This is a genomic window from Lachnospiraceae bacterium (assembly GCA_025758065.1).
Classification (GTDB): Bacteria; Bacillota; Clostridia; order Lachnospirales; family Lachnospiraceae; genus Enterocloster.
In genome coordinates this window covers 3,133,747-3,155,533 of record CP107199.1, presented here as the reverse complement: position 1 = coordinate 3,155,533, position 21,787 = coordinate 3,133,747, and the positions used below count along the sequence as shown (strand labels likewise).

At 41.4% G+C, this 21,787-nt stretch carries 21 protein-coding genes and 1 tRNA gene; 3 read left to right on the top strand and 19 right to left on the bottom strand.

What is annotated here, in order from left to right:
* Positions 1-71: 71 nt before the first annotated feature.
* Entirely contained in the window at positions 72-2,828 is a 2,757-nt protein-coding gene (gene polA / locus OGM16_14665) for a DNA polymerase I (GenBank protein UYJ46029.1), read from the bottom strand.
* A gap of 30 nt (positions 2,829-2,858) precedes the next feature.
* Positions 2,859-3,203 carry a zf-HC2 domain-containing protein gene (locus tag OGM16_14660; GenBank protein UYJ46028.1) on the bottom strand — a complete coding sequence of 115 codons (345 nt, stop codon included), beginning with the start codon at positions 3,201-3,203 and terminating at the stop codon, positions 2,859-2,861.
* Between the two features lie 184 nt (positions 3,204-3,387).
* Here OGM16_14660 and OGM16_14655 point away from each other — a divergent pair.
* Positions 3,388-3,470 (top strand) — tRNA-Leu (locus tag OGM16_14655).
* Between the two features lie 86 nt (positions 3,471-3,556).
* Here OGM16_14655 and OGM16_14650 read toward each other — a convergent pair.
* Positions 3,557-3,727 carry a hypothetical protein gene (locus OGM16_14650; protein UYJ46027.1) on the bottom strand — a complete coding sequence of 57 codons (171 nt, stop codon included), beginning with the start codon at positions 3,725-3,727 and terminating at the stop codon, positions 3,557-3,559.
* A 263-nt stretch (positions 3,728-3,990) separates the two neighbouring features.
* Between OGM16_14650 and OGM16_14645 the strand changes: the two genes are divergently transcribed.
* Together OGM16_14645 and upp are read left to right on the top strand one after the other, a co-directional pair.
* Positions 3,991-4,818 (top strand): hypothetical protein, encoded by an 828-nt coding sequence (locus tag OGM16_14645; GenBank protein ID UYJ46026.1) that lies wholly within the window; start codon positions 3,991-3,993, stop codon positions 4,816-4,818.
* Positions 4,819-4,912: 94 nt separating this feature from the next.
* Complete coding sequence (gene upp / locus OGM16_14640; GenBank protein ID UYJ46025.1) at positions 4,913-5,542, top strand: uracil phosphoribosyltransferase; 630 nt, start codon at positions 4,913-4,915, stop codon at positions 5,540-5,542.
* 45 nt (positions 5,543-5,587) lie between these two features.
* Here upp and OGM16_14635 read toward each other — a convergent pair whose 3' ends face one another.
* The 16 genes from OGM16_14635 to OGM16_14560 all read right to left on the bottom strand — a co-directional run bounded on the left by OGM16_14635 (position 5,588) and on the right by OGM16_14560 (position 21,781).
* A complete protein-coding gene (locus tag OGM16_14635; GenBank protein UYJ46024.1) occupies positions 5,588-6,322 on the bottom strand; it encodes a UDP-N-acetylglucosamine pyrophosphorylase in 735 nt (244 codons plus the stop codon).
* Between the two features lie 5 nt (positions 6,323-6,327).
* Positions 6,328-8,400: a DNA topoisomerase gene (locus tag OGM16_14630; GenBank protein ID UYJ46023.1), complete on the bottom strand. Its 2,073-nt coding sequence runs from the start codon at positions 8,398-8,400 to the stop codon at positions 6,328-6,330.
* A gap of 220 nt (positions 8,401-8,620) precedes the next feature.
* A complete protein-coding gene (locus tag OGM16_14625) occupies positions 8,621-9,679 on the bottom strand; it encodes a galactose mutarotase (protein UYJ46022.1) in 1,059 nt (352 codons plus the stop codon).
* Positions 9,680-9,742: 63 nt separating this feature from the next.
* Complete coding sequence (gene asd, locus OGM16_14620) at positions 9,743-10,828, bottom strand: aspartate-semialdehyde dehydrogenase (protein UYJ46021.1); 1,086 nt, start codon at positions 10,826-10,828, stop codon at positions 9,743-9,745.
* Positions 10,829-11,013: 185 nt separating this feature from the next.
* Positions 11,014-13,248 (bottom strand): DNA topoisomerase 4 subunit A, encoded by a 2,235-nt coding sequence (locus tag OGM16_14615; protein ID UYJ46020.1) that lies wholly within the window; start codon positions 13,246-13,248, stop codon positions 11,014-11,016.
* Positions 13,249-13,266: 18 nt separating this feature from the next.
* Complete coding sequence (locus OGM16_14610; GenBank protein ID UYJ46019.1) at positions 13,267-15,186, bottom strand: DNA gyrase subunit B; 1,920 nt, start codon at positions 15,184-15,186, stop codon at positions 13,267-13,269.
* 1,043 nt (positions 15,187-16,229) lie between these two features.
* Entirely contained in the window at positions 16,230-17,330 is a 1,101-nt protein-coding gene (locus tag OGM16_14605; protein UYJ46018.1) for a hypothetical protein, read from the bottom strand.
* A gap of 116 nt (positions 17,331-17,446) precedes the next feature.
* Entirely contained in the window at positions 17,447-17,644 is a 198-nt protein-coding gene (locus OGM16_14600; protein UYJ46017.1) for a hypothetical protein, read from the bottom strand.
* Positions 17,645-18,120: 476 nt separating this feature from the next.
* Positions 18,121-18,963: a TIGR02452 family protein gene (locus OGM16_14595; GenBank protein ID UYJ46016.1), complete on the bottom strand. Its 843-nt coding sequence runs from the start codon at positions 18,961-18,963 to the stop codon at positions 18,121-18,123.
* A 34-nt stretch (positions 18,964-18,997) separates the two neighbouring features.
* Positions 18,998-19,639, bottom strand: a complete 642-nt coding sequence (locus tag OGM16_14590; GenBank protein UYJ46015.1) for a metallophosphoesterase family protein — start codon at positions 19,637-19,639, stop codon at positions 18,998-19,000.
* Positions 19,640-19,697: 58 nt separating this feature from the next.
* Positions 19,698-19,856, bottom strand: a complete 159-nt coding sequence (locus OGM16_14585; GenBank protein UYJ46014.1) for a hypothetical protein — start codon at positions 19,854-19,856, stop codon at positions 19,698-19,700.
* A 15-nt stretch (positions 19,857-19,871) separates the two neighbouring features.
* Positions 19,872-20,189: a hypothetical protein gene (locus OGM16_14580; protein UYJ46013.1), complete on the bottom strand. Its 318-nt coding sequence runs from the start codon at positions 20,187-20,189 to the stop codon at positions 19,872-19,874.
* Positions 20,190-20,226: 37 nt separating this feature from the next.
* Entirely contained in the window at positions 20,227-20,370 is a 144-nt protein-coding gene (locus tag OGM16_14575) for a hypothetical protein (GenBank protein UYJ46012.1), read from the bottom strand.
* Positions 20,354-20,530 carry a hypothetical protein gene (locus OGM16_14570; GenBank protein ID UYJ46011.1) on the bottom strand — a complete coding sequence of 59 codons (177 nt, stop codon included), beginning with the start codon at positions 20,528-20,530 and terminating at the stop codon, positions 20,354-20,356. The genes OGM16_14575 and OGM16_14570 overlap by 17 nt, the downstream gene beginning before the upstream one ends.
* Positions 20,517-21,221 (bottom strand): HAD domain-containing protein, encoded by a 705-nt coding sequence (locus OGM16_14565; protein UYJ46010.1) that lies wholly within the window; start codon positions 21,219-21,221, stop codon positions 20,517-20,519. The genes OGM16_14570 and OGM16_14565 overlap by 14 nt, the downstream gene beginning before the upstream one ends.
* Positions 21,221-21,781 (bottom strand): hypothetical protein, encoded by a 561-nt coding sequence (locus tag OGM16_14560; GenBank protein UYJ46009.1) that lies wholly within the window; start codon positions 21,779-21,781, stop codon positions 21,221-21,223. The genes OGM16_14565 and OGM16_14560 overlap by 1 nt, the downstream gene beginning before the upstream one ends.
* Between the last annotated feature and the right edge of the window lie 6 nt (positions 21,782-21,787).

The following is a 21,787-nucleotide window of genomic DNA, read 5'->3' as shown; positions in this document are numbered from 1 at the left end:
TGTTCTTTCACCTCAATAATTCTCCAGCCAGGATGCCATCTATAGATGGCATCCGCATTTATCCATGTTACCTACTTTGCATCAAACCAGGAATCACCTGTTTTTGCATCCACTTCCAAAGAAACCCGCAGATCAGCAGCGTGCTTCATTTTATCTGTAAGGATTTCTTTTACTTCTTCTACTTCATTGTTTGCAGTTTCAATGAGAAGTTCATCGTGGATCTGCAGTACAATGCGGGAAGAAAGGCCTCTCTTTCGCAGTTCTCTGTCCACAGCGATCATGGCGATCTTCATAATATCAGCTGCTGTTCCCTGGATCGGTGAATTCATTGCTACACGTTCTCCAAATTGGCGCTGCATAAAGTTGGATGATTTAAATTCCGGGATCGGTCTGCGTCTGCCATATAATGTGGTCACGTAGCCCTGTTCCTTGCCTTGTTTTACCAGACTGTCCAGAAATTCTTTTACTTTAGGGTATGTCTCAAAGTAACGCTCAATATATTCTTTGGCTTCTTTTCGGGAAATACTTAAGTCTTCACTGAGACCAAAGGCACTGATGCCATATACGATGCCGAAATTAACTGCCTTTGCATTTCTTCTCTGAAGAGGCGTTACTTCCTCTAACGGTACATGAAATACCTGGGATGCAGTAGTTGCATGTATATCCCTGGATTCCCTGTAAGCTTCGATCAGACGCTCATCTCCTGACATATGGGCTAAAATGCGCAGCTCGATCTGTGAATAGTCTGCATCAGTAAATACATAGCCTTCCTTTGGAACAAATACTTTTCGTATCTGCCGTCCAAGTTCCATCCGTACCGGAATGTTCTGTAGATTTGGTTCTGTACTGCTGATACGCCCCGTTGCAGTAATGGTCTGGTTGAACTTGCCATGGATACGACCATCCTCGCTGATATAAGCTGCAAGACCCTCGGCATAGGTAGAATTTAACTTGGTCAGCTGGCGGTAATCAAGGATCTTCTGTACTACCGGATGCTCAGGGGCCAGTTTTTCTAAAACTTCTGCTGCTGTGGAATAGCCGGTCTTGGTCTTTTTGCCTCCCGGAAGCTGCATTTCACCAAAGAGGATCTCACCTAACTGTTTGGGAGAATTGATGTTAAATTCTTTTCCCGTTTCTGTATAAATTTCCGTTTCTAACTTTTTAATACCTACCTTTAAGGTATCGCCGTATTCTTTTAATTTATCCCGTTTTACTAGGATGCCTTCCCGCTCCATATGCCATAAGCTGTAAATCAGAGGCATTTCGATCTCTGTGTACAGCTTATACATCTCTTCCTGCTTTAAGCGGCTTTTTAAAGGCTCTGCTGCTTTCCATGCAATATAACCCATATAGCAGGCGCAGATAACTGCCTTATCATCTCCTGCTTCCAGAAAATCCCCAAGATTGCCTTTGCCGATCAGCTCGTTTTGTGATGGAATTGTCATGGAAAGATAATCTCTCGCCAGATCATCATATCCATATGTGTCTTTTAATGGATTTAAAAGATAACCTGCCACTCCTGCGTCATATACAGGCACCTGGTCTGTAAGATCTAATAACGGAAGCATGGATTTAAGGTCTAATACCCAGATGGAATGACTGCTATTTTCATCACAAAGCTTCTTAACCTCCTCTGTGAGCCATTCACCTGTGATCTGTCCTTCTGTGACTGTGATACAGAAAATCTCCTCTGGTCCGGTACAGATAGTAAGTGCTGCTACAGGAAGATATGCAGATTTTGCCTTTTTACCGGACTTTATCGTTCCGTCTGCATCAAAGGAAAAGGTCAGCTGCTCTGCTTCTTCTAAAACAGCAGCCTTGCTTCCTGTGATCAGCTGCAGACCGATAACAGGGGATTTTACAGCAGCCTTAAAGATCTTTTCTGCCTCTTTTTTATTAGTAATTACCTTAAAATGCTTCTGGATATTTTCTTCTTCTCCCTCAGCATCACTCATAGAAACTGCATCAAAACGGTTTAAAATAGACTTAAATTCCATTCGTTTCATGAATTTAAATGCTTCTGGTGTATACAGATTACCGATCAGGGCATCTTCATAAGAAAACGGGATAGGACAGGTAATACAGATAGCCGCCAACTCCTTGCTCATCTGGGCCATGTCGTAATGCTCCATCAGAGACTTCTGGGCTCTTGGCGGCTTGATCTCTGATACATGATCATAAGCGTTTTCAATGGAACCGTAGGTTACGATCAGGTTGGTAGCTGTTTTTTCTCCAATAGAAGGTACACCAGGAATATTATCAGATGCATCTCCCATGAGAGCTTTTACATCAATAAATTCCGTTGGAGTGACCTGATATTCCCGCTTTACATCATCCGGATAATAATCATAAATGTTGGTGGTTCCACGGCTGGTCTTTGGAATACGGATCTTAATATGCTCATCTGCCAGCTGTAAAAGGTCTCTGTCTCCGGAAACTATAGAAACTTCAATACCTTCTGCCTGGCAGTGCTTTGCAACAGTTCCTAAAATATCATCAGCCTCATATCCTTCCAACGTCAGGATGGGGATATTCATAGTCTGGAGAGCTTCCTTCATTAATGGAACCTGTTCCCGCAATTCTTCCGGCATTGGCTTTCTGGTGCCTTTATAGGCATCAAACATTTTGTGGCGGAAAGTAGGTGCCGACAAGTCGAAGGCAACAGCCAGATGGTCGGCCTGTTCCTCCTCCAGTATTTTAAACATGATATTTAAAAAACCGTAGACTGCATTAGTATGAAGTCCTTCTGCATTTGTCAGATCCGGAACACCGTAAAATGCCCGGTTTAAAATGCTGTGTCCGTCGATGAGTACCAGTTTATTGCTCATAATCACATAAGTCCTTTTCTTTGTTTATTGTCAGAATCCAGTCTGGCTCCAGATACGTACCTGCATGATAAATATCATAAACACAGACCAGAAGCAAAGGGTATTTACTGCGTAAATGGCATTTTGTAAAAGATTCAGGGTATGTATCCTCTGCCGCGAAACATCTAATGCAGTTTCAAGGGCACCTTTAATATTGTAGGTGCCGGATTCCTCATCTAGCTGGCGGATACCTACATCTACTGTAAAGTATATCTCGAGTTCCTCTCTGCAATCCGGACAATGATCGATATGCTCTACAAATGCCTTTAATTCTTCGTCTGTTATGCTGCCATTGATATAGGGCATGACCAGACGTTCTGCCTCCCTGCAAGTCATGGCAGTCACCTCCTTTTACAGCCTGAATAGCTGCACAAAAATAAAACATAATCCAAATACAATCATACACTAAAAGGAGTGCTTTTTCAATGTGGTCTTTTTTCTAAAACAATGCGGTCTTTTTTCTAAAATTACTTGCCAAAATGAAAACCATATGTTAGAATAGATACCGTTGTGAAGGTAAGCCGGCGTGTCGGAATGGCAGACGATGCAGACTCAAAATCTGTTGCGGGTAACCGCGTGCGGGTTCAAGTCCCGCCGCCGGCATTACACCCTTGGCAGGGAGAAACCTTGAAAATGGCGTAGGTTCGCTGTTTTCGAGGTTTTTTTCTTTATTGCAGCAGTCTTCTGTACTAGTACAGCCTTTTCTCTTCGTATTGTGATTCAAAGTTCTCAACCAATCCGGCTTTCTTTTTCCCAATCACATTTTTCAGTTCTTTTCCTGTAAGCTTACCGTTAAAATACATATGGGCCATATCCATTGGCACAGTGCCTATTGCAGCGATCAGTTCAAGATATGTCATTTTACAGTCCTCCTGTTTTTATCCTGCGTGACAGAAATATTTTGACACGCTCTAATACTATATGAAGGAACCGGAAAATGTATGACTGTGATTTCTTTAGAAATTCGTAAACATTTCTTCAAACTGAGGCCATGAAAATAAGGTAAAATATATTTAAGTAATATAAATATGTGATTACAGAGTGATTTTTCTTAGAATCTTCCCACAGAATCAAGTACAAAAAGATTCCGAGAGAACATTAATCTACAAAGGAGGGATCATTTATGGATACCAGTAAAAAAATCATTATAGGTGCAGTTGGTACGGCTGTTGTCATTGGCGCCGCTTCGATCGGTCTGATCCTTGGCCGTGCGCCAGCAGATACGGACCTTTCTACGATCCATACCCAGGCAGTGGCAACTACCCAGGAAACACCAGCAAAAACAGTGGCTGTGACGGAAAATACAACTACTGCTGAAAGTGAAACAATTAAGGAGACTTATACAGGTATTAATGTACAACTGGAGACTTATACTTCGGGAAATATTTCCATCCAGTATCCTGTGGTTGACCAGATGCATGATACTGCGAAGCAGGATGCAGTAAATGAACGTTTAAAGGCCAATGCTCTTTCTATTATCCAGGCAAATGATCTGGATGAAACAAAAGATACCCTCACCGTGAAATGTGAGGTCATTTCTGCAGACCGCAAACGGCTTACTGCTGTTTATAAGGGGGACCGTATGAGTGACGGTGCGGCTTACCCGGTCAGTGTTTTTTATACTAATACAATGGACCTGAACCAGGTGCGGGATCTGGGACTTTCTGATTTTACAGACGGATACACCATGGCTGGTTATGTTTTAAGTGATGATGTGGAGTTTCTAGGCGTTACCCAGGAACAGAAAGAAGCATTTTTAAAGTATCGGGACAGCTTAGATATGGATATTCTTACAGAAGTATTTAATGGGGCAGATTTTCCATTGGCATCGGAAACTGCATGGCCGGAATCTTTTAGCTACGAAAGCCATGGAACCATCTGCTTTTCTGTTCCGGTACCCCATGCTTTAGGTGATTATGTGATTGTAACTTTTAATCCTTCTACTAAGTAAACGTTGCTATAATCAATACTTTCAGTTATAATAAAGAACAGAAAAAAGACAATTATTTGTCTTATACAACACAAATAAGGAGCAGCAAAAAACTATGGAAAATGTAATTGTTTTTGATCATCCACTTATCCAGCACAAGATTTCTATCCTGAGAAATAAGAACACCGGAACCAATGAATTCCGTGCTCTGATTGAAGAAATCGCTATGCTGATGGGATATGAGGCTTTAAGAGATCTTCCTCTGGAAAATGTAGAAGTTGAAACTCCATTAGAGACTTGTATGACCCCTATGATCGCAGGCCGCAAACTGGCTATCGTACCTATTTTAAGAGCTGGACTTGGCATGGTAAATGGTATCCTGGCACTGGTTCCAAGTGCAAAGGTTGGACATATCGGTCTTTACAGAGATGAAGATACCCATGAGCCGCACGAATATTACTGCAAGCTTCCGGATCCTATTGAAGAACGTACCATCGTAGTCACTGACCCAATGTTAGCAACTGGTGGTTCTGCTATTGCAGCTGTTAATTTCATCAAACAGCACGGTGGGAAGAAAATTAAATTTATGGCCATCATTGCAGCACCGGAAGGTCTTAAAAAGCTTCAGGAAGCACATCCGGATATACAGATCTATGTTGGACATCTTGACAGATGCTTAAATGAAAATGCCTATATCTGTCCAGGTCTTGGAGATGCCGGTGATCGTATTTTCGGAACAAAATAATATATAAAGCATTAAACCCCGCCAACTGGCGGGGTTTTTTATCATTTATTCCTTAACAACCTTTGGTTTTCTGGTTGCTCTTTTCTTTGGTGCAGGAGCTTCTTCACGGCTTTCTTTTGCTACAACATTATCCTGGTTCTTATAAATAGAATGAGCGGCAATACAGCCTCTGACACTGGATAATGGATAGATATTGCTTTCTTTTCCTACAACAGTTCCTGGATTAAGAACACTGTTACAGCCGACTTCTACACCATCACCAAGGATCGCACCGAATTTCTTGAATCCGGTAGCAACTTCCTTATCTTCTGCGTGTACTACAACTAAGGATTTGTCGGACTTCACATTAGAGGTAACAGCACCTGCGCCCATATGGGCCTTGTAGCCAAGTACAGAATCACCTACATAGTTAAAATGCGGGATCTGCACTTCGTCAAAAATCAGGGCATTCTTTAATTCACAGGAATTACCAACAACAGCACCTGCGCCGATGATAACATTTCCCCTTAAGAATGCACTGTGACGCACATTTGCACCTTCACAAATGATCATTGGACCAGCCATCATAATAGTAGGAGCAACCTTTGCACTCTTGTGTACCCAGATATCATTACCAATCTTACGGTATTCATTTTCCGGAAGAAGAGGTCCTAAAGAACGGATAAAATCACCAATCTCAGGAAGCACTTCCCAAGGATAAGTATGGTTATCAAAAATTCTTTCTGCAATTGTATGGCTTGTATCAAACAGCTCTTTAATTTTCATTTCCTTCAGTTTCATCGTAATCAGTTCTCCTTTTTTGTTTTGTAAAAGGCGGCAGCCGCGTCAAAAAGTTCCCGCATATCATACTGGTTGTTCAGTCTTGTTACGTTTACTGTACGCATAGCAACAAAACGCTCCAGCTTTTCCATATATTCATCTGATGTAATGGAACCTTCCGCCACATAAGTCAGACCTTTTTCCCAGCTGGCGGTAAGCTCTGGATTTAATAATTGTCTGATGGAGTGGTCCACCACCTCATACACCATTTCTCCCAACAGAGATGGCGTGATCACCTGAGTTTTCTGATTTAACCCCAGGTATTTGATACTGACCAGTTTTTTCAGTATCTCTGCTCTGGTGGCACTGGTGCCGATGCCGCTGCCCTTGATCTGGGCCCGCAGCTCCTCATCTTCGATCAACTGGCCTGCATTTTCCATAGCCAGGATCATGGAACCGGAGGTATATCTTTTTGGTGGAGAAGTCTCTCCTTCCTTCACCTTCAGATCCGCTATAGTAAGTATATCATTTTTTTTCAAATCTGCAAGCACCTGTAGCAGCAGAGTTCGGTCAACTTTTGGAATTTCCGTATTTTTTTCATCTGTTTGTATGGAATTCCCTTCTTTTTCATCAGAAAAGGTTTCCTGAATGCTGTTTTTCTTTGCAAGATTCACATCAGCAACTTTCAAATAACCAGGTTCTGACAATACTTTAAAATTTGCAAAAAACTGCTCATTTTTCCGTTCCAGAACAATACTGTATTTCTGGTAAATGGCAGCGGGATAAAAAATGCTTAAAAAACGGCGGCAGACCACCTGGTAAACCTTTTCTCCCAAAGGAGACAGCCCACGCAGATTCCCAAGCCCCTGTCCCGTAGGTATAATGGCATAATGATCCGTGATCTGCTTGTCATTGACATATCGTGTTTTTCCAATCCCCTTGAAACTTCCAAGATCAATGGCCTCTTTGGCAAACCCAGCCATAGGTTCATAGTGCATCAGTCCACTGATATTTTTATAGATTTCTTTGGCAACCGCTGTGGAAAGGACCCTGGCATCGGTTCTTGGATATGTTACCAGTTTCTTTTCATATAACTCCTGCACTACTTTTAATGTTTCGTCAGGGCTTATTTTAAACATTTTAGAGCAGTCATTCTGAAGTTCTGCAAGGTTATAAAGAAGAGGTGGATTTTTTGTTTCCTTTTTCTTCTCTTTGGAAAGGACTTGTACCTCTAATGGTGGCTCTGTTTTCAAATAAGCGATCAGTTCCTCTGCTTTTTCTCTTTCTTTAAAACCATTTTCTTTATACAGATACGGTGTTTTAAAGTATTTTGAGCCTTCTACTGCCTTCCATTCTGCATCAAGTAGTACAGGTGTACCGTCTTTTGCAATTGCCTGAAAACTTCCTAACACACGATAGAAAGGAGTTTTTACAAAGTTTCGTATCTCACGTTCCCTGCGCACCACCATTCCAAGAACACAGGTCATAACACGACCTACAGAGAGAACTGTATATTTAGTTCCCAGATACTGGGACATAGACGGTCCATAGCGCAATGTCAGGACTCTGGAAAAATTAATCCCCATAAGGTAGTCTTCTTTTGCCCTTAAATAGGCAGAAGCAGACAGATTATCATATTCTGACTCATCTTTTGCTTCATGGATCCCGCGAAGGATCTCTTCTTCTGTCTGGGAGTCGATCCATACACGTTTTTGTTGTTTGTCCTTTACACCAGCCATTTGGGCCACCAGACGGTAAATATACTCTCCTTCACGTCCAGAGTCGGTACAGACATATATGGTATCCACATCCGGTCTTGTAAGAAGACCTTTAACAATGGAAAACTGCTTTCCCACATTGGGTATTACTTCATATTTAAATTCTTTTGGCAGAAAAGGCAGTGTATTAAGGCTCCAGCGCTTGTATTTCATATCGTAAGCTTCCGGGTAACTCATTGTCACCAGATGACCTACGCACCAGGTAACAATGGTATCTTCTGACTCAATATAACCATCGCTCCTTCGTCCACGTATCTTTAACGCATCTGCAAACTGCTGGGCTACACTAGGCTTTTCCGCAATGAATAATGATTTTGACATTTAATCCCTCAATTTTATATAAGGCTTTTTTCTGTAAGCCTCATTAATAATTCTTATAAGACATATTTTATGAGTATAACATTTTTTCGGGGGGCTTGCAAGAATTTACCAGAAAGTTAAAGAAATTAGAGAAACAGCCCAAAACCATTTTAGGCAATGGGCTGTTTTGTTTAAGTATTATGAGCAAAGATCGTCTGTCTGTGATATACTCTTCTACTCTTTACTCTGCATAGAACTTATAAATAGTTGTTGTTTTATAAGTATCTCCCGATTTTAAGATAGGTGACGGGAAATTTGCCTTATGGCAGGCATCCGGGTAATACTGTGTTTCAAAACAGAAGGCGTGACGTCTGTTATAGTGAGCTCCGCCTTTTCCAGGACGTTCATCTGTTAAAAAGTTTGCAGTATAAAGCTGCATGCCAGGAAGATCAGTATAAACTTCCATTACGCGGCCACTTGCTGGATCTTTTGCTTTTCCTGCGATACCAAGTACACCTGCTTCGTGGTTCAATACCCAATTGTGATCATATCCATGGCCTAATTTTAAAGCTTCAAAATCAGCTTCAATATCCCGTCCAAGCGGTTTCATTTTTCTAAAATCCATAGGAGTCCCTGCTACAGGAAGAATCTCACCAGTTGGGATAGATGTTGCATCTGCTGGGGTATAGCTGTCAGCTGCCAGCCATACCTGCTGGTCTAATACAGGACCGCTGTTGTGTCCAGCCAGATTAAAGTAGCAGTGATTCGTAAAGTTTGCCACTGTATCTGCATCGCTGACCATGTTATAATCGATTTTTACACAATTGTCTTCTGTTAAAGTATAGCTTATGCGGATTTTTGCATTTCCAGGATAACCCTGGTCCCCATCCGAGCTGTTTAAAAAGAAATCCAGACGGCTTCCTCCTTCCGTCTCGTATGCCCAGCACTCCCATAAACGGCTGTGATACAGATCAGGACCACTGTGCAGGTTATTAGGTCCGTTGTTTGCCTCTAATTTATAGTCTTTTCCGTCAATAGTAATAACTGCATTTCCAATGCGGTTTGCATTTCTGCCAACTGGTGCACCGAAATGGGGTTTGTTTATCTGATAGCTCTCCAGATCATCATATCCCAGGATCACATCTGTCATATTTCCATCACTATCCGGTACCAGCATTTTAGTCCAGACAGCCCCAAGATCAATAAAAGAGGCACTGATCCCTTTTTTGTTGGTTAATGTGTACTCATATACCTTTTCCCCTGAAGGCATAACGCCAAACTCTTTTTTTAAGATTGCCATAAGAAAACCTCCTTTTAGTCAGTATGTCCCCCGTCATCCAGGAGGACATACATTTTTTCTATACTATTTAGCTGCAATATATCCCTTTGCAGTAAGCAGTTCTGCACACAGAACTGCTCCGCCTGCTGCACCTCTTACAGTGTTATGGGAAAGACCTACAAACTTGTAGTCATATACTGTATCTTCTCTTAAACGACCTACAGAGATGCCCATGCCATGCTCAAAATCTACATCCAGGCTTACCTGTGGACGGTTGTCTTCTTCCAGATACTGGATGAACTGCTTTGGAGCACTAGGAAGTTCCAGTTCCTGAGGAATTCCTTTAAAGTTTACTAATTTCTCGATCAGCTGTTCTTTCGTTGGCTTCTTTCTAAACTTAACAAATACAGCTGCTGTATGTCCATTTAATACAGGAACACGGATACACTGGCAGGTAATAACCGGACTTGTTGCTTTTACGATCTGTCCGTTCTCAATGTGGCCCCAGATACGCAGTGGCTCCTGCTCACTCTTCTCTTCTTCTCCGCCGATGTATGGGATGATATTTCCTTCCATTTCAGGCCAGTCTTTAAAGGTCTTTCCTGCACCGGAAATTGCCTGATAGGTAGTTGCAACTACTTCATATGGCTCATATTCCATCCAGGCAGTTAAAACCGGTGCATAGCTCTGGATAGAGCAGTTTGGTTTTACTGCGATGAAGCCTCTGGTGGTTCCAAGACGCTTTTTCTGGAACTCAATGACATCAAAATGCTCTGGATTTACCTCCGGAACGACCATAGGAACGTCTGGAGTCCAACGATGTGCACTGTTATTGGAAACTACAGGGGTTTCTGTCTTTGCGTATTCTTCCTCAATGGCGCGGATCTCATCTTTTGTCATATCTACAGCACTGAACACGAAATCAACACTGGCAGCTACTTTCTCTACCTCGTTTACATTCATGACAACCAGCTTCTTTACAGCTTCCGGCATAGGTGTGGTCATTTTCCAACGGCCGCCTACTGCTTCTTCGTAGGTCTTTCCTGCTGATCTTGGGCTGGCAGCCACTGTAACTACCTCATACCACGGGTGATTTTCCAACAAAGAAATAAATCTCTGTCCTACCATACCTGTTGCACCTAAGATACCAACTCTTAATTTCTTTTCCATAGTTCCTCTCCTCATCTCTTACAGGGCTTTAAGTAGCAGCCGCTGCTTTCATTTTACTCCCACATCGGGGAATCTTTTCCTATCCTATAACAAAGTCGGAAAAATTGCAACATAAAATTCGCCATTTGCGTACATTCGTCTTTGCATAGCGGACATGGTCTTAATTTTGTTCGTCTATGGCTTTATTATAAACGGACCTTGGTACCTTTTCCATCTCTTTTTGCCAGTTTTAACCTGTTTAAATGAACTTCCTTGCCTTTATAGTCAATGACAGGATTTTCGCCAATGAGATATACAGTTTCCAGTTCTTCATTTTTTGCAAGACGAATGCCGCGCACACCCCGGGATGCTTTTTTTAGTATGGAGATCTCATCTAATGGGAATCGCAGGAAATTTCCGCCTGTTGTCTGAAGAACAATGTCTGTCTCACCGTTTATCATTGTCACAAAAACTACACTGTCTTCATCCTGAAGCTTGGTAGCTGCTACCATACGGTTATTCGTCTCAAATTCTTCACCAGGCACCTGTTTTACCATAGCAAGACGGGTAACAAATAAAAGGATGCGGCCTTTGAGCGCACGGGCTGTGGTGAGAAGGCAGATGGTTTCATTTCTGCCATTGTATTTGCTTAAATTTTCTATCGGAACACCCTTGTCACGAAGCTTGCCGGATGGGATGTCCATTGCTTTGATCTGGTGAAGAACACCTGCAGATGTGAACAGGCACAGTTTATCCGTATTTAAGCATCGGAGCACATGGACCTGTTCTGTATCTACAGTTTCCTGATTGCGCTCATATGTTGCTTTATCAAGGAGTTTACAGTAGCCGAAGCGGTCCATAACAAAAACAACTTCCTGTACTGAAATCTCATTTTCCACATAAACTGCTTCTGCGCCGTCTTCAATGCGGGTCCGCCTCGGAATGGCAAATTCTGTCTTGATAGCAGCCAGATCATCTTTGATCACCTGGTTCATAACAGCTCTGCTGCCAAGGATCTTTTTGTATTCGGCAATCTTTTTTAAAGTTGCTTTGTGTTCTTTTTCCAGAGCCAGTATTTCCAGCCCGATCAGTTTATAAAGACGCATTTCCAAAATCGCGGCTGCCTGACGTTCTGTAAAATGAAGTTTTGCCGCATCTTCTTCAAAACCAGCCACTTTAAAATTTATATTGGAAATATCGCCGTTCATCAGACACGCTTTGGCGTCCTTCAGGTTCTTGGAGCCACGTAAAATAGCGATGATCAGGTCAATGCAGTCGCAGGCTGCGATCAGACCTTCCTGGATTTCTTTCTTATCCAGTTCTTTTTCCAGAAGCACATTGTATTTGTGTTCCGTATTTTGATACTGGAATTCCATGAAATTACGCAGGATACCTTTTAAATTTAAGGTTTCCGGTCTGCCATCTGCAATAGCAAGCATATTGACACCGAAAGTATCCTCTAATTTAGTTTTTTTATATAAAATATTTTTAATACGATCAATATCCGCGTCTTTTCTTAGCTCCAGAACAATACGGATCCCGTCCTTGTTAGACTGGTTGGAAATATCTACTACGTCTGTCAATTTCTTGGACTCTACCAAGTCTGCTACATCTACCAGAAACTTATTAATACCTGCGCCGATCATGGTATAAGGAATCTCTGTGATGATCAGCTTGTCCTTATCTACTTTCCTCTTTCCAAGTTCTACTTCAAAACGACCTCTTAATTTAATCTTGCCAACGCCTGTTTCATAGATTTGAGGCAGCTCACTTTTATTAGCAATAATGCCTCCTGTAGGGAAATCAGGTCCCGGCAGATATTTCATCAGCTCTTCTGTAGGAGCTGCCGGATCATCAATATATGCCTGGACTACGTCTACTACTTCTCCAAGGTTGTGGGTTGGGATGCTGGTACTCATACCAACAGCAATTCCTTCTGCACCGTTTACTAAAAGGTTTGGTACGCGTACAGGAAGGACTTCCGGCTCTTTTTCTGTTTCATCGTAGTTTGGTACGAAATTAACAGTCTTATCCAGGTCTTTTAAGTAAACTTCCTGGGCAAATTTCTCCAGTCTTGCCTCTGTATATCGCATAGCCGCAGCCCCATCTCCTTCAATGGAGCCGAAATTTCCGTGACCGTCTACCAATGCCATACCCTTTTTAAATTCCTGACTCATAACAACTAAGGTATCGTAAATGGAGCTGTCACCGTGGGGGTGGTATTTACCCATGGTATCACCTACGATACGGGCTGATTTTCTATGTGGTTTATCATGATCCAGATGCAGCTGGCTCATGTCATAGAGAACACGGCGCTGAACTGGCTTTAATCCGTCTCTTGCATCCGGGATTGCTCTTGCAGTGATAACGCTCATGGAATAATTCATGTAGCTTTTCTGCATTTCCTCACTGTATTCGGTTCTTAATATCTTCTCCGCCATCTCTGTCTGTCCTCTCTGTTATGCGTCAATTTCTGCTTCGTCTGCATGTTCATAAATAAATTGGCGGCGAGGTCCTACCTCACTGCCCATAAGCATTTCTGTTACTTCTGACGCCATTCTTGCATCTTCAATCTCTACCCGCTTTAATACACGCCGCTCCGGGTCCAGTGTGGTCTCCCAAAGCTGCTCCGCATCCATTTCACCAAGACCTTTGTATCGCTGTAAGGTAAAATCCCCGGTGTGGACCCTGCGGTAACGTTCCAGGTCCTTTTCATCATAAAGATACTGTTCTTCGCCCCGTTTTGGGATCACTTTAAATAACGGCGGCATGGCAATATATACATGTCCGTCATAGATCAGCTCCGGCATGAAGCGATAAAGAAAAGTTAATAATAAGGTATCAATATGGCTTCCGTCTACATCCGCATCTGTCATAAGGATGATCTTGTCATAGCGCAGCTTGGTGATGTCAAAGTCATTTCCATAGCCTTCGGAAAAACCACAGCCAAAGGAATTGATCATAGTCTTGATCTCTGCATTTGCCAAAACCTTATCCATAGATGCCTTTTCTACGTTTAAGATTTTTCCCCTGATAGGAAGGATAGCCTGATATTGACGGTTTCTGGCTGTTTTTGCAGAACCGCCTGCAGAATCTCCCTCTACGATGAAGATCTCACATTTGGAAGCATCACGGCTTTCACAGTTTGCCAGTTTTCCGTTACTGTCAAAGGAAAACCTGGATTTAGTCAGCATGTTTGTTTTCGCTTTTTCTTCGGCTTTGCGGATCTTAGCTGATTTCTCTGCACAGCCGATCACACCCTTTAAGACCTCTACATTTCGGTCAAAGTAAAGCTGCAGCTGGTCTCCTGTCACAGTAAATACAGCTTTGGTAGCATCTGCACTGGCAAGTTTTGTCTTAGTCTGTCCCTCAAAAATGGGATCCGGGTGTTTTACTGCAATCACAGCGGTCATACCATTTCGGGTATCGGCACCGGTAAAATTGGAGTCTTTATCTTTTAAAATACCTAACTCTCTGGCATAAGAGTTGATCAGGGCTGTAAATTTGGTTTTAAAACCGGCTAAATGAGTGCCGCCTTCCTGAGTGAAAATGTTGTTGCAGAAACCAAGTATATTTTCTTCAAAAGTGTCTACAAACTGTATGCAGGCTTCTACCTCTATCTTATCTACCACACCCTTAAAATAGATTGGATCATGGATGGGTGCTTTTCCTGCATTTAATTCTTTTACATAGGCGATAATGCCATCTGGTTCATGGTAAGTTACCTTCTCTTCTTCCCCGCTTCTGCGGTTTTCATAGTGGATCATCAGGTTTGGATTTAAGTAAGCTGTTTCATGTAAACGGCTTTTTAACCAATCTGCTTTAAAACGGGTCTTTTCAAAGATTTCCCCATCTGGAAGAAAATTGATCTCTGTTCCTGTCTCGCGGCTTTTTCCAATTACTGGAAGAAGACCATTTTCCAGTTTTGTAGTAGGATGTCCCTGATGATAGGTATCCTGATAGATACAGCCGTCACGGTAGATTTTTACAGTCATATGCTCAGAAAGAGCATTTACAACGGAGGAACCTACACCGTGAAGACCTCCACTGGTCTTATATGCATTATTGTCAAATTTTCCGCCTGCATGAAGGGTAGAAAGTACTACTCTGGCTGCAGACACTCCCTTTTTATGCATTTCTACCGGAATACCGCGTCCATTATCACGCACGGTACAGGAACCGTCTTTTTCCAGCCGGACAGTGATCTGGGTACAGAAGCCTGCCAGATGCTCATCCACTGAATTGTCCACGATTTCATAGATCAAATGGTTCAGTCCTTTAGATCCCACTCCTCCGATATACATACCTGGTCTCTTACGGACCGCTTCCAGTCCTTCCAGGACGGTTATACTGTCTGCATTATATTGTTCCTTTGCCATTTTTCCCTCCATATTGCATTGATGTCCTCTCGGAATCTTTCTTGCACGCCTTTGTGGTCGATTTTCCGCCAGTCGCCCCCGGATTTCATCGCCGTACACCCCATACGCCTCAGAAATTTGGGTATAACGGACAAAAATCTTCTCACAAAATCAGGCACAGAAAGGTTCCGTGAGAACATATTGTGTTCTTTTTGAACTTTCTGATGACAAAAAAAAACCTTATAGAAACAAGGCTTTTTAGTATTTCATAATTATATTCTAAATAGACATGTCATCTGACGGTAACATCATCATAAATGAAAATCATGTACTACATGCTGTTGGAACTTTTGCAACTGCTACCAATATTCGTAATCCGACCTGTCACCCTGCTTATTCATAACCAGCTTGGCTGCCAAATATCTATATAGCCTCGCACACTAGCATTTCCCATAACCACCTAGTACATCGTTTCGTAAATAACTGTACTAATCACATAGGATGCGGATTTGAATGTGCAGGTCTAAAAACGCAGGCGTAGCGGACTGCGCTGAGGCTTTTAGACCTGTGTAATCAGATTCGCAGACAAGCGAGTGGTATAGTTATTTCGAAAATGATGTACTAGCAACACGTTCATAGTAGTTCTTCTAAATCGGCATTATTATAGCAATAATTTGCAAAATTAGCAAGACGTTTTGTGTTTTGACCAGGCTGCAGCAGAATCAATATGGTTTTGCCACAGTCTTAATTTAATCTAAACGAACATGTTACCTAGTACATCGTTTCGTAAATAACTGTACTAATCACGTAGGATGCGGATTTGAGTGTGCAGGTCTAAAAACGCAGGCGTAGCGGGCTACGCTGAGGCTTTTAGGCCTGTGCAATCAGATTCGCAGACAAGTGAGTGGTATAGTTATTTCGAAAACGATGTACTAGCTATAATATCTCCACAAATGAAAATCAGATGTCACCCGCTTCTGACACTCCCATAACTGCTTCCAATATTCGTGATCAGAGCTGTAATCCTGCTTACCCATACCGGCTTGGCAACAATTTCATAGTAATTATTGTGAAAGTTCCAGTCCAAGTCCCTTACATACATTGGTGACGAAATCCTGTACATTGGTAACAATACCCCGGGCAGAAAGACTGCCGCGATCGGTCAGTTTATTTACGGTGAATTCTGAAATATCCACACAGTAGAAATAAACTTCCCGGATAGAACCGTCTTCCATAACACGGAAAGATGGTGTCATATTTCCAGTTGCTATGGTATGAAGCATCGTTGCCAGGCAAATCACTGTGGTAGCTTTTCTCACATGGGAACGCATGGCATCCTGAGCTTCGTAAACATTTCCATAAACCTCTGGCAACGGACCGTCATCTCTGATAGAACCAGCTAATACAAAAGGAACCTTATGCTTCACACAGTTATAGATAATACCATTGTTGATATTTTCTTCTTTTATAAAATTCTCTATAGAACCACAGGTTCGGACACGATTGATCGTAGTCAGATGGTTGTAATGCCCATTTTCAACACTTTCCTGGGTGTAGATATCCTGGCCAAGTGCCGTTTTCAGATAAGCACCTTCCAGGTCATGAGTTGCCAATGCATTTCCTGCAAGTACTGCATCTACGTAGCCGTTTGCCACCAGCTGGGAAAAAGCATTTCTGGCATCACTGTCAAAGCTGAACGCCGGTCCCATGACCCATACTACATAGCCATGCTCTTTTTCATGATGTAAAAGTTCATAAAGTTCATCATAGTCTCTTGAAAAGGCTGTTTCTCTGGATCGGTTCTGACGGAACGCAAATACTTCCTGCCTTTTGTCAATGCTTCCAAAGCCGTTTGCATGTACATAAATGCCGTCCTGACAATCTTCTGTTCTCCCTACGACTACCAGATCGCCTTTTTTCAAATGACGAGGTTCGATCACATAAACTTTCCCATCTTTGTATACAGGAACACAATCCATACGGCTGTCCTCTGCAAGAAGCCATTTCCCGTTTATCTTAAAATATTCCGGAAATATGCTCAGTGCATGAAAATTCTCCGGGGCTGCCATATCTACTGGGGCTTCTTTTAACACAACATCTGGTGCAGAAATGAATTTTTCCTTTGAAAAATCTGGTGCTGTATAAGTTCTTAAGTGAAATGCCATATTTTTTCCTCCTCTTTTGAAAAATAATTACTTTTTTATAATATCTCATTTCTAGGAATAGGAAATCCACATAAACCTTGTAGTCATATGAAAAAGCTTTGTGAGTATTGACTTTTTCAGCATTTGCAAGGCTTTTCACAAGAAGCACCCGGATGCTTCAAAGCTCCGTCTTGTCCTGGCGTCAGAGTGACTAGTATAATCCACAGACAAGTGCGATAGTTATTTCGAAAACGATGTACTAGCCTTGTTGCCATACGACCTTCTGTATCCATATAATACCATTTTCCACCGATAGTTTGCAAGCCCTTTACCATGAGTTGAAAGCTGATTTCATTTTCAGATCAATGGTATATGTAACAATCAAACAGAAACCATGGCACTCTCATTTGATATTGATTGTAAGTGCCATAAAAGCCGAGATGTAAGTTTTATTCCACCTCGGCTTTTTATTGATACTATAATACTTCGTTGTTACTGCCCATAACCGGGCCGTCTTACATTCCTCTTCCTCTACTTTTCTTCTTTGGCTTTTCCTGTACCAGATTTTCTACGTTGATGTCGTTCATAATGACGATTTCACTGGTGTTCCAGTCTTTTATATGGAAAAGAATGGCAGTGCCGTCCGGAGCTTTGATTAATGGAATGATATCAGTGAAAACATCTATCTGCCAGAAATTTCGGGAAATGATATGGATAACTTGTCCGGTTCCATAAGTTAAAAGCAGGGGATTTACAAGAATTTTTTATAAAAGAAAAAGGCGGCTGACCTTTTATGATCAACCGCCAAAAATCACATCATTCCCAGCACTCTCTTAAATACCCTGAAATTCGTATCATCACGAGGCGAACAATATACAGCAAACTCAATGGTTTTAAAGACTTGCAGATAATCCGTAATCACTTCTTTTGCAGCTCTGGCCATCACTTCCGGTTTATTCTGAAAGGCTCCGCACCCAAAAGCACCAAGAATCACTACTTCCGCATTGTTCAGTGCGGCAACATCCAGAATCCTGGTCAGTCTCTTCTTATGGATTTCAAGAAGTTCTCTATCACTGACCTTTACAGCGTGATCACCATTATTCTGATTGAACCGATTGCTTGGTCTTTCCCGTAAATTCGGTGCTGCGCAGGTAATAACATCTACATCATACCAGTCTTTCTCATCCAGCAGTTTCGGATTGCTTGTATCTGTCTTAAATACAGTTACACCCGGCGTATAGATGATATCTGCATTATTGATCGGATTTTTCGCATTTCGATGAGGATAATAAAACCCTTTCATCATCTCCGGTACACTTAAGCAAAAATACAGTCCGGAGCATCTACACAGGCATTCCTCCTGGGCACTGGATCCTCTTGTCACTCCACCACCCGGATTAGTGGAAGAAGCAAAGTTATGTACTGCAACTTTTTGCTTTACATAACCAGAAGCTGCCGCAAAAGTCCGCTTTGTGGACAGGATCACTTTTGCATTATCTGTAAAACGTGATTTATCCACAACAGGCAGATGTTCTCCTTCCAAAATAAGTTTTTGATTTTTCACGGATTTAGCAAGAGATTCTTTAATTCTCCCATTTTTTTCACACAGATTTTTTGTATCTTCAAAAATCTCTACATTTTCAAAACTGCTCATATATTTACCATTCCTTTTAACCTTTTATTTGTTATCAGGTTTTCTCTATACATTTTAGTTTTTCTCTTCGCTCTCTATCCACCTGAATCCATTCATCCAATGTAAGCGGGATATAATCAGAAAACATGCAAAAACAATTTATCATCTGACAGGGAATAGGCACTTCTTCTTTAGAACCCTGAATCGCTCGCTGATGTTTACGCACCTGTTCCTGATATTCCTGAATCAACACTTCATCAAAAGTGTTATGAACATGACCATACAACATGTAAGTTTTAGGATTCCCCTCTGAATCATAACGATATTGCCCGTTATAGCACATAATGGGATAGTGAGATAAAATTATTTTTCGCTTATTGTCATTTAGCTCTATATAGGGAGTGATTTTTTCCAATAACTCTGACCGGAAATCTTTCTTATCGATAAATTCATCGTGATTACCAAGAATAAGGGTCTTTCTGCCTTTTAGCCGTGTCAGTAATTGATTTACCTGCTCTCCGTGCTTATAAATTGCGAAGTCTCCGAGAATCACAACTTCATCATTTCTACGCACCCTGGAATTCCATTGAGCGATCATATATTCATCCATGGCTTCCACGCTTTCAAATTTCCGATTATCCATGCGATTATTTAGCCCACCATGACCAAAATGCAAATCCGCAATGTAATATCTCATTATTATCACCTTCTCTATAGTAACTACATTTTAGCAATTATCTGTTTCGCATACCAATTTAGCCCTTTATGTGCCAATGCTTCATTTGACGAATCCCAATTTGTGGCAGCAACCGCAGCTTTTTTTTTACTTCGGCAATTGTTAGTTTTCCAAAGGAAAATTGCATTAAAGCTTTTGTTAGCTCACTTTCAATAGTGTATTTCTTTTTCTGCTTCATAGCTAAATGCCCCTTTCATTCCAAAATACGGTCCATTTCTCTCTGATCATGGCGAGTATAGACTTTTTCTGGACCATACGCACCTTTATGACGATACGAAGCTTGTCCATTCTTGATTTTTGTTTTCTTGCTGACACCACGAGTGATCATCCCATAATCATGTTTTGCAAGAATTCCTGGCTTCTCACCATTTACTGCCGCTTCTAACTTTTCAAAGTGTTTCCCAGAATGAACCCTTCCTGGTTCACCATGCCCACCAATCGCAACTGCCATTTCCTTACGCTGCTTAATTTTCACTTTTCGCTTCTGCCTTCTATATTCTCTCGTCCTCATTTTTTTTGCTTCCTGGCTAATAGTATGCCTTTTTCTGTTACTCGTCCCGCTCCTCTTCTCTGTTTTTCAATTCATCCCGCATATTTAAAATCAAATTGTTTAAGTTCTCATCATCACAATCTAAATCCAGAGCAACGCCGATATGTCCCTCGATAACGCCATCTTCATAAGCTCTGTACATAAAAGCTCAAGTATACTCCTTTTTTTTCAAATTCTTCTGGAGTAGTCTTATAATGTTGTTGAAAAAGCTCTGGCACACGAGTCTTAGCTTTTTCAACCAAAGCTCTTAGTTTCTCTTCATTTTCGTCTGTTACAGTCAGCAATTTTTCATTTTTCGTCATAATTATTTTTCCTTCTACCTTTGGCAATTTCTGTTTTTTCTACTCTGTCAGCGATATCGCAGGCTTCATCCAATGGCATATCCGTACATGCTGCACCTATCTGAATATCATCCATTCCATATTGCTTTAAAAGCTTCTCTGCTATTTTAGCTTTTTGTTCTTGAAGTTGTTTCTGAATACTGGCTTTATCCGCTAAAATATCAACTGCTTTCTGAGCATCATCATCTGTAAGCCCATATGTAGTAATTCCACCTGATGCCATGTGCATAGTACACACAACAAAATCTTCCAGATAGTTCCAAAGCCAAAATTCATCATCCAGAATAACAAACCGTTTTACATTAGCCCGGCCTGCAAGCCATGTACGAATCTCATATGGACGCGCATTTGCTCCATTGATATAGGATAAAGGCGTTATATCAGCAATTTCTAAACCATATTTCTTTAATAATATAATAAGACGATCCACATCCTTGTCATAATAATCCGACTCAGAATTTATATGACGTGCATATTCATAACGCCAGGAAGAAGACAAAACAATGGACGCTCCTGTTTTCCTGGCAATATGAGCCAATCTCTTTACCATATCTTCCGCAATGATTGGTTCTGTCGAACGATTGCTATTTAAAACCCCATCAATATCAAGAAAGATCACTTTTTCAGGGCCAGTACTAATCAGTTTTTCCATTACAATCCCTCTGATTCAATCATTTTCTGGTATCGTGCTTCCAGTTCTTCATCTGAAAGTTCCTTTCTCTGAAAGACTGGTTTATACTCCCGCAGTTCCTGATCAGACGGTACAAAGTTTAAAAATTCTTTCTCTGTAAGATTGAAACTCTCTATAATATAATCATCGTCAATTCCCTGAGAAACTAATTCCAATACTGCATACTTGTCTGGATCCTTTGCCCATTCTTTTACACAGGATAAATCTATACCATATCCTCTGGATATTTTATCGTAATCAATGTCCTTATTTTTAAGGCAGTTACAAAGACTTTCCACTTGTCCAACCAAGCTTCCCTCAGCATAGCCTTCCTTAATGGTTAACTTCCACTGGCATTTATCTGCGATTTCTTCAATTTCCGCTCTGGAAAGGCCAGTATAATACTCCATATCAGCATACGTTGGACCACCAAGCAGTGATTTGGCATTTCTCCACAGAATCCGTTCCGTAATCTGTTCTTTCTGTTTTTGAAGTTCTTCCTTCAGGTATGCCTGAATTTCTGGATCATTTTTATCGATCATCGTCTT